The sequence below is a fragment of the Floccifex sp. genome, assembly GCF_051873555.1.
Taxonomy (GTDB): Bacteria; Bacillota_I; Bacilli_A; order Erysipelotrichales; family Erysipelotrichaceae; genus Floccifex.
In genome coordinates, this window is sequence record NZ_JBJEEY010000098.1 from 1 (window position 1) to 8823 (window position 8823).

At 32.4% G+C, this 8823-nt stretch carries 10 protein-coding genes; all 10 read left to right on the forward strand.

The features are described from left to right. Window positions 1-1930: polyribonucleotide nucleotidyltransferase (pnp, locus tag ACI32A_RS05685; protein WP_439754071.1), on the forward strand; the 1930-nt coding region annotated here is incomplete at its 5' end. An 88-nt stretch (window positions 1931-2018) separates the two neighbouring features. Beyond that, window positions 2019-3404, forward strand: a complete 1386-nt coding sequence (gene pepV, locus ACI32A_RS05690) for a dipeptidase PepV (protein WP_439754072.1) — start codon at window positions 2019-2021, stop codon at window positions 3402-3404. Between the two features lie 7 nt (window positions 3405-3411). Beyond that, complete coding sequence (trmB, locus tag ACI32A_RS05695; protein ID WP_439754073.1) at window positions 3412-4059, forward strand: tRNA (guanosine(46)-N7)-methyltransferase TrmB; 648 nt, start codon at window positions 3412-3414, stop codon at window positions 4057-4059. Continuing rightward, the gene (locus ACI32A_RS05700) at window positions 4040-4366 is read left to right on the forward strand and encodes a thioredoxin family protein (protein ID WP_439754074.1); all 327 of its coding nucleotides are present in this window, start codon (window positions 4040-4042) and stop codon (window positions 4364-4366) included. The genes trmB and ACI32A_RS05700 overlap by 20 nt, the downstream gene beginning before the upstream one ends. A gap of 2 nt (window positions 4367-4368) precedes the next feature. Then, complete coding sequence (locus ACI32A_RS05705) at window positions 4369-5001, forward strand: hypothetical protein (RefSeq protein ID WP_439754076.1); 633 nt, start codon at window positions 4369-4371, stop codon at window positions 4999-5001. A gap of 12 nt (window positions 5002-5013) precedes the next feature. Continuing rightward, a complete protein-coding gene (locus tag ACI32A_RS05710) occupies window positions 5014-6327 on the forward strand; it encodes a UDP-N-acetylmuramate--L-alanine ligase (RefSeq protein ID WP_439754077.1) in 1314 nt (437 codons plus the stop codon). A gap of 91 nt (window positions 6328-6418) precedes the next feature. Continuing rightward, the gene (locus ACI32A_RS05715) at window positions 6419-6817 is read left to right on the forward strand and encodes a DUF6674 family protein (protein WP_439754078.1); all 399 of its coding nucleotides are present in this window, start codon (window positions 6419-6421) and stop codon (window positions 6815-6817) included. After that, the gene (locus tag ACI32A_RS05720; RefSeq protein WP_439754079.1) at window positions 6810-7370 is read left to right on the forward strand and encodes a hypothetical protein; all 561 of its coding nucleotides are present in this window, start codon (window positions 6810-6812) and stop codon (window positions 7368-7370) included. The genes ACI32A_RS05715 and ACI32A_RS05720 overlap by 8 nt, the downstream gene beginning before the upstream one ends. Next, entirely contained in the window at window positions 7367-8371 is a 1005-nt protein-coding gene (locus ACI32A_RS05725; RefSeq protein WP_439754080.1) for a LacI family DNA-binding transcriptional regulator, read from the forward strand. Before ACI32A_RS05720 ends, ACI32A_RS05725 begins: the two co-directional genes overlap by 4 nt. An 88-nt stretch (window positions 8372-8459) precedes the next feature. Then, a complete protein-coding gene (locus ACI32A_RS05730) occupies window positions 8460-8810 on the forward strand; it encodes a hypothetical protein (RefSeq protein WP_439754081.1) in 351 nt (116 codons plus the stop codon). Window positions 8811-8823: the final 13 nt, after the last annotated feature.

Consider the following 8823-nt stretch of genomic DNA (forward strand, 5'->3'; position numbering starts at 1 on the left):
AGTTGGAAAAATTCCAGGTGGATTTTTACGTCGTGAAGGAAGACCAAGCGAACATGCTACTTTAACAGCTCGTATGATTGATCGTCCAATTCGTCCATTGTTTGCGGAAGGATTTCGAAATGAAGTACAAGTTGTAAATACAGTTTTAAGTGTGGATCAAGATTATTCACCAGAAATGGCAGCTATGTTTGGGGCTTCTTTGGCTTTATGTATATCCGATATTCCATTTAATGGACCAATTGCCGGGGTAAAAGTAGCCCGTGTTAATGGGCAATTGATTGCCAATCCAACTGTTGCACAACAAGAAGAAAGTGACATTGAATTAACGGTAGCTGGAACAAAATATGCTTTAAACATGGTGGAAGCTGGGGCTAAAGAAGTTTCAGAAGAAGATATGTTAGAAGCTTTGATGTTTGGTCATGAACAAATTAAGAAATTATGTGCTTTCCAGGAAGAAATTGTAGCCGCATGTGGAAAAGAAAAACGCGAAGTACAGTTATATGCGGTTGATGAAGAATTAGATAAAGAAGTTCGTGCTGGATTTGAAGCTCAAATTCGTCAGGCTGTTTCTATTAAAGAAAAATTAGAACGCTATGGAAAAATTGATGAATTATGTGAAGCAGCGGTTGCACAAATCGAAGCAAAAGAATATGCATCAGAAAAAGATAAAAACAATGCGATGAAACAGACAGCTGAAATTTGTCGTGGAATTGAAGCTGATGAAGTTCGTCGATTAATTATTGAAGATAAGATTCGTCCAGATGGAAGAAAAATTGATGAAATTCGTCCATTGAATTCACAAGTCGATTTATTGCCAAGAGTTCATGGATCTGCTTTATTTACACGTGGAGAAACACAGGTTCTTTCAACAACGACTTTAGGTGCATTAAATGATAATCAAATCATTGATGACTTAACAGTTGTGGATTCAAAGCGTTTTATGCATCATTATAATTTCCCTCCATATTGTGTAGGAGAAACAGGACGTATGGGAACACCTGGTCGTCGTGAAATTGGTCATGGGGCGTTAGGAGAAAGAGCGTTAGCACAAGTTCTTCCTTCTTTAGAAGAATTCCCTTATACAATTCGTACCGTAGCCGATGTAATGGAATCCAATGGATCGTCATCTCAAGCCAGTATTTGTGCAGGAACAATGTCTTTAATGGCAGCCGGTGTTCCAATTAAAGCTCCTGTTGCAGGTATTGCGATGGGATTGATCATGAATGATGAAACAGGTCAATATACGGTTTTAACGGATATTCAGGGTATGGAAGATCACTTTGGTGATATGGACTTTAAAGTAGCGGGTACGACAAATGGTATCACGGCTTTACAAATGGATATTAAAACAACAGGTATTACGCGTGAAATTTTTGAAGAGGCTTTACAACAGGCACATAAAGCACGTTTGGAAATCTTAGATAATATGTTAGCTTGTATTCCGGAACCTAGAAAACAAGTTTCTGAATATGCACCTAAGATTGGAATGATGCAGATTAGTCCAGAAAAAATCAAAGACGTCATTGGACCTGGTGGTAAGATGATCAATGAAATTATTGCTCAATGCGATGATGTCAAGATTGATATTGATGATGATGGTAAAGTCGTTATTTATCATATGAATCAGGAAACAATCGAAAAAGCTAAACAAATGATTGATAACATTGTTCGTGAAGCAAAAGTCGGGGATGTATATGCTGCTAAAGTTGTTCGTTTAGAAAAATTTGGCGCATTTGTCAATTTATTTGGAAATACCGATGGATTGTTGCATATTTCTAAAATTTCTCACAATCGTGTTGAAAAAGTAGAAGATGTTTTATCTATTGGCGATGTCATTGATGTTAAGGTTATGGAAATTGATAACAAAGGTCGTATCAATGTCAGTGCCAAGGCTTTACTTCCAAAATTGAAAAAAGAAAATGAAGAATAAAGAGATTGTTTGTTCAATCTCTTTTTTTTGTGATAGGATTCTCTTTTTGTTCAAATAATGATAAAATAACGAAAAGGAGTGTTTTTTTATGGATTTTTTGAAATACGCAAACGAAAAAAAAGAACAATTTTTATCGGATTTAAATAAATTAGTGGAAATTGAATCCACTCGTGATCTTTCTACCAAAAAAGAAGGAGCCCCTTTTGGAAATAATTGTCGAAAAGTATTAGATACTTGCTTAGATATGGCTAAACAAGATGGTTTTGTGACAAAAGATATTGATGGCTATGCAGGTGTGATTGAATATGGAAACCAGAAAGAAACATTTGGCATTCTAGGACACTTGGATGTTGTGCCATTGGGAGAAGGATGGACAAAAGAACCATTGAAAGTCACATACAACGACGGATATATTTTTGGTCGTGGTGTCATGGATGACAAAGGACCGGCATTAGCTGGTTATTATGCTTTAAAAATTATTAAAGAATTAAATATCCCATTAAAGAAAAAAGTGATGCTGATTATGGGATGTGATGAAGAATCTGGAATGGAGTGTATGAAATATTATTGTCAACATGCCCAAATTCCGGATATGGGATTTGTTCCAGATGCCAATTTCCCTTGTATTTATGGAGAAAAAGGCGGTTTGCACGTTGGTCTACAATCCAATGATGCTACTGTGATTCAAAAACTAGTGGCTGGGCAAGCACCTAATATTGTGATTGGAAAAGCCGATGCTTATGTCAAAGAAATGAGTGAACAACAAGAACAATTATTTCATTTCTATTGTAAATCCAACCAGATTTCTGGTTTTATTCAAAGAGATGAATTGGTTCAAATCCATATTGATGGAAAAAGTGCCCATGCAGCCTGGCCTTTTGCAGGAAACAATGCAGCCTTGCATTTATTGAACTTCATTGGAAGTGCTTATAACGATCAATTGAGTAAAGATTATTATTCTTTATTAAAAGATTGGATGGGACAGCCTGTTGGTATTGATATGGAAGGGGCTTATATGCATTATTTAACAATGAGCACTGGATTTGTTACAATAGAAAATGGTCACAGCCATATTTTAATTGATATTCGCTATCCAAATGATACAACAGGCGATGCGATTATTGAAAAATTTAAAACAGCCTGTGCTTCTTTACAATCGGATATCGAAGTCATCAATGAAGGCGATTCTAAACCATTGTTTGTAGATCCAAATTCAAAATTAGTTACAGATTTAATGGCTGTTTATCGTAAATATACAAATGATACATTCCATGGTCCAATGACAATTGGTGGAGGAACATATGCGCGTCATTTTGAAAACTTTGTATCATATGGACCAGAAAAACCATGGGAAGAAGTTTGTACAAATCAAATTGTGGGAGGATGTCATCAAGCCGATGAAGGTATTAAATTGTCTTCTTTAATAGAAGCTATTGCGATTTATGCCGATGCGATTGTGACATTATGTAGTTAATATGAGAATGCGTAAAGTCAAATGGGCTGTGGATTATTTGTCCAATAGTTCTCATTTAATAGAATCTCCAGAGACTTTAAAAGGTCAATGGAAAGAATTTCTGCAATGTGATACATTACATGTTGAGATTGGATGTGGAAAAGGAAATTATTCTTTATTTATGTCTATGTTATATCCACAAGATGGTTTTGTGGCACTGGAAAAAAATGACAGTGCCTGTGGCATGGCTGCTAAAAAATTTGATGAACAATCGCAAGATAATCATTTGGCTTTAATTCATGGAGATGCTTGTGATTTATCGAATTGGTTTGCAGACAATGAAATAGATATTATTCATTTAAATTTTTCGGATCCATGGCCTAAAAAACGATATGCAAAGCGTCGTTTATCCAATGAAAAATTTTTGGCTCAATATAAGAATTTATTAAGTAAAGATGGTCAGATTCAAATGAAGACAGATAATGCCTCTTTATTTGAATATTCTATTTTAGAATTTTTAAATAATGGATTTGTGTTAGTGGATTTCAGTGTGGATTATCGAAGAGATGAACACAAAGAAGATGTACTCACTGAATATGAAGAAAAATTTGTAGAAAAAGGGCAACCAATTTATCGTTGTGTATGGAAAAAGAAATATGAAGACAATACGAAATGAAATAGAATTTAAAGAAGTATGTCAAAACAATGGTTTTCATGTTTTTATGTTTACAACAAAATGGTGTGGAGATTGTATTTTTATTAAACCATTTCTTCCATCTATTGAAAACCAGTTTTCGAATATAAATTTTTATGAAATCGATCGCGATGATTGTTTAGATTTGGCAAGAGAAATGGATATTTTAGGAATTCCAAGTTTTGTTTGTTTTAAAGATGGAAAAGAAATATCTCGTTTTGTTTCGAGTTTAAGAAAAACGAAAGAAGAAATTGTCGCTTATTTAGAAAAAAGTGTAAGGGAGGCTTAAGTATGTCAAAGGTAAAGGATTTAATGCATGCAATTCTAAATGAAGGAATTGAAGAAGAGGAAGAAATTGTCGAAGAAGAAAATGAAGTAGAAGTAGAGCCTGTGCAGCAATTAGAGCCTACTTTTGTAGAACCAATTGTAAAACCTGTACAAGAAGAACCTGTCATTGCTTCTTTTTTAACAGATAAAAAAGAAATCAAAAAGGAAACAAAGAAACCTAGTATTTTTGATGGGATGGATTATGAAGAAATTTCCAGTGAAATGCCTGGTAAAAAGACAAAGAAAAGTGAGTATCACTATGATCGTTCAAAGATGAAAAAATTGCGTAAACCATTGGAAGACTTTGATTATTCGCCTGTAATTTCACCTATTTTTGGAAATACAAAAGAAGAAGCAAAAGAATTTGATAAAGTACACAATGCTATTGATTTACAAAAACCAGGTGATGATTTTACATTCACAAAAGTTATTTCTCCAATGTATGGAAATGATTTACCTACGCCTAAGCCTGTGCAGCAAATTCCAGTCAAAAAACCGGCTGTAAAAAAAAACAACGTTGACTATACGTTAAAAGAAATGTTGTCTACGCCAAATAAAAAAGAATCCAAACAAAAGTCGTTATTTGAAGAAGAATAGGAAGTGAGTATTTTGGCTTATCATTTTATTGGTATCAAGGGAACGGGAATGGCAGCTTTGGCTTGTATCTTGCATGATCAGCATAAAGAAGTCAATGGAAGTGATATTGAAAAATATATTTTTACTCAGGATGGATTAGTGGATCGAAATATTCCGTTTACTTCTTTTGATGAAAAAAATATAAAAGACGGGGATACAGTGATTATTGGCTTGGCTTTTGATGAAAGCAATGTAGAAGTAAAGGCTGCTAAATACAATCCAAATGTAACTTGTTATTATTACAATGAGTTTTTAGGTGTTTTATTAGAGGAATATAATTCCATTTGTATTGCAGGATGCCATGGAAAAAGTACAACAACAGGATTGGTTTCATCGGTTTTACAAAAACAAGATCAAACGGCTTATTTAATTGGAGATGGTCATGGTTTTATGCCAGAAGATGCCAGACACTTTGTATTGGAATCCTGTGAATTTCAACGACATTTTTTAGCCTATCATCCAGACTATGCCATTATTACCAATATTGAATTAGATCACATTGATTATTATAAAGACTTAGACGATTATATCAGTGCGTTTCAGTCGTTTGTGAATCAAGTTAAAAAGAAAGTTATTATTTATGGAGATGATCCATATCTTCCAAAATTAGATTATAAAATTCCTTATGTGACATATGGACTACAAGAAGGAAATGATTATGTCGCAAAAAATATTGTACAAGGACAAGATGGTATGGAATTTGATTGTTTCCATAAAAATGAATGTCTAATTCATGTACAATTAAGTGAAGTCGGTGATCCTTTTTTACAAGATGCCTTAGGTACTTTTGCTTTAGCTTATGAACTAGGCATGAAACCAGAACAAATTGTTCAAGGACTTCAGGAATATAAAGGAATTGCGCGTCGTTTTGTGATTGAAGAAGTTAAGAATTCTGTTTTGATTGATGACTATGCACATCATCCAACAGCGATTCGATATATGATTGATTCCGCTCGAAAAAAATATCCAGATAAAAAAGTAGTTGCGCTTTATAAACCGGATCGTTATTCTCGTTTGCAATATTTTTTAGAAGGATTTGCCAATAGTTTAAATACAGCTGATAAGGTGGTTTTATGTGATTTTCCCAAAAATGCGAAACGAGAAGATGAAACCATTACCGTTACGATTCAGGATTTATTGAATTTATGTCCGAATTCCATTTTATTAGATGTAGACTATCAAAGTGCAGATATATTAAAAACAATGTGTCCAGCGGTATTTGTATTTATGTCCAGCAAAGATATTTATTTATTAAAAGATATGTTGAAAGAAAAGATAGAAAATTAATTCTATCTTTTTTTCAACTATGAAAATATTTTCAAAATAGAATCGATAAAAGATAGGGAAAGTGTTATAATCGAATAAGAGGTGAATTTTTATGACAATGGAACAATTATTATATATGGTATCGTATATTGCCAAGTGTCTATTACCTGTTTTAGGCGTTGTTTTACTTGTTTATCTTGTCTTATTTGTTAAAGAATTAATTGTGACTTTAAAAGAAGTGACTAAAACATTGACAACTGTAGATGAACAAGTACGCAAATTGGATGCACCTTTACAAACAGCTCAGGATTTATCACATACCGTAGATGATTTGCATGCCAGTGCCAAAAAAACATGTGCAAATGTAGTCAACAGCACAAAAGAAAATGTATCCAATATTAAACAATATTTAAATGAAAACAAAGAAAACTGGAAAGATACAATTTCAAATAAAGTCGATACTTTAAAAAATGTTGTGAAAGAAATTAAAGAGGAACGAAAAAATGAATAATCCAAATATTGATGAAGTAATTGAAGAATTAAAAGAAGACTCAATGAATGATTTAGATGTTTTAAGTGAAGTCGATAATAAACAAAATGAAGAAATTGTGAATGAAGCACGTCATCAGATTCAGGAAGTCTTCGATGAAGTTAATGAAGAAAAAGAACAATTAGACGATGAACAAATGAAAGATCGTTTGAACAAAGCAAAAGAAGACATTTTAAGAATTTTACAAGCAACAAAAGAAAAAGTTATCTTAATTTCAAAAAATGAAGATTTTATTCAATTGGTTGAATCCAGTAAAGACTTTTTATTTCATTCCACTCAATTATTAAAAACAGGCTGTAAACAAGTATTTGAATCCGATCCTGTTTCTAAAATCAGAAACAATGAATCTGTACAGGAAATTGTGAAAAAAGCAGTGGATTTAACAGATTCAATTCGTCGTTCAGATACTTTAAAACAAGTTATTGATTCAGCTGAAGAAGTGACAAATAAAATGAATACAGCCATTTTTAAGGGTCTAAAGAAAATACTAAAAGACAAGGAGGACATGGAATGAAACGAATCACAATTTATGATGTCGCAAAGGAGGCCGATGTATCTTTAGCAACTGTATCCCGTGTTATCAATGACAGCAACGTTGTACGAGAAGATACACGGATTCGTGTACAGCAGGCCATTGAAAAATTGGGATATAAACCCAATGCCATTGCCCAGGGACTAGCTCTTTCAAAGACAACCACAATTTCAATTGTGATGTCAGAAAGATTGATTTCATATAATGCGAAAATCTTAAATGGATTGATGAATATTGCCAGTACATATCATTATAATATTATGTTTCATGTAATTTCAAAAGGAATCAATGAAATGAGTGATATTGTAGAATCAATTATTAAATCACATGTCGATGGTGTGATTTTATTCAATGATGATTTTACGCAAGATGAAATGGAAGCCTTATTGGTATATCAAATTCCAATTGTCATTGTTGGAAGCAAAATCCATAAAACCGATCTTCCAAATGTTGCCAATGTTTTTGTTGACTTTGAAAAATTGGCTTATAACTTAGTAAATTCATATTTCAAAAAAGGAATTACAGACATTGCTTTAGTGGAAGATAAATTAAATATGTATATGATGGATCGATTAAAAGCAGGTTTTGAAAAAGCTTATAAAGATAAGGGAATGGAATTCACAAATTATATTTCATTTGATGATTCTTATAAAAATTCATATGTATATTTATCTAAATACTTTAAACAAAAGAAACCAAGTCAATTAATTGTTGCTTTTAGAGATTCACAAGCTGTAGCTGTTATGAATTCTTTAAAAGAAACTGGATATTCCATTCCAGAAGATTCAGAATTAATTTGTATCTTAAATAATAAATACTTAACAATGGTACGTCCAAATATATCGGCTTATTCTTTACCAGAATATGACATGGGAACCATTGCGATGCGTTTACTCCAAAAAATGTTAATGGAACAAAATACAGGAAAACCAAAATCCATTGAACAAAGTTTCTCCTTTGTTCCACGTCAAACTACAAAGTGACAATCATGTCACTTTTTTTGTGCCATTGAATTTATATATATATAAATTAAAGTATAATATATATATAAATAATAGAAAGGTGGATATTATGAAAAAAGAATTTAGAAGTGTTGTATTTGATCAGAAATCATTTGAAATCAAAGATGGAACAAGAGGAATGTATCAAATCAGTGATGTAAAAAAAGTAAGTATTCTCAATGAAGAAGCAATATTCAAAGGTAAAACAGAACCTTTTTTACATCAAGTATTAGGTGGTGTCACTTTTTTAACAATTGGAGATAATAAATGTTATCTAGGACTCAAAATTAAATTAAATAATGAGCAAGTCTTAGCTGTTTATGTATCTCAAAAAGCTGTCTCTTATAATACAGATGAATTCAAAAAAGATCAAAAAGAAGCTTTCCGAATTAAAGAAGTATTTCAATCATTTAAGTCATAATCCAGGATTTTCC

Excerpts from the sequence above, each read along its gene's own strand:
- trmB (WP_439754073.1), top strand. The coding sequence starts at position 3,412 with ATGCGTAAAGTCAAATGGGCTGTGGATTATTTGTCCAATAGTTCTCAT.
- pepV (WP_439754072.1), top strand. The coding sequence starts at position 2,019 with ATGGATTTTTTGAAATACGCAAACGAAAAAAAAGAACAATTTTTATCG.
- ACI32A_RS05730 (WP_439754081.1), top strand. The coding sequence starts at position 8,460 with ATGAAAAAAGAATTTAGAAGTGTTGTATTTGATCAGAAATCATTTGAA.
- ACI32A_RS05715 (WP_439754078.1), top strand. The coding sequence starts at position 6,419 with ATGACAATGGAACAATTATTATATATGGTATCGTATATTGCCAAGTGT.
- ACI32A_RS05705 (WP_439754076.1), top strand. The coding sequence starts at position 4,369 with ATGTCAAAGGTAAAGGATTTAATGCATGCAATTCTAAATGAAGGAATT.
- ACI32A_RS05725 (WP_439754080.1), top strand. The coding sequence starts at position 7,367 with ATGAAACGAATCACAATTTATGATGTCGCAAAGGAGGCCGATGTATCT.
- ACI32A_RS05700 (WP_439754074.1), top strand. The coding sequence starts at position 4,040 with ATGAAGACAATACGAAATGAAATAGAATTTAAAGAAGTATGTCAAAAC.
- ACI32A_RS05720 (WP_439754079.1), top strand. The coding sequence starts at position 6,810 with ATGAATAATCCAAATATTGATGAAGTAATTGAAGAATTAAAAGAAGAC.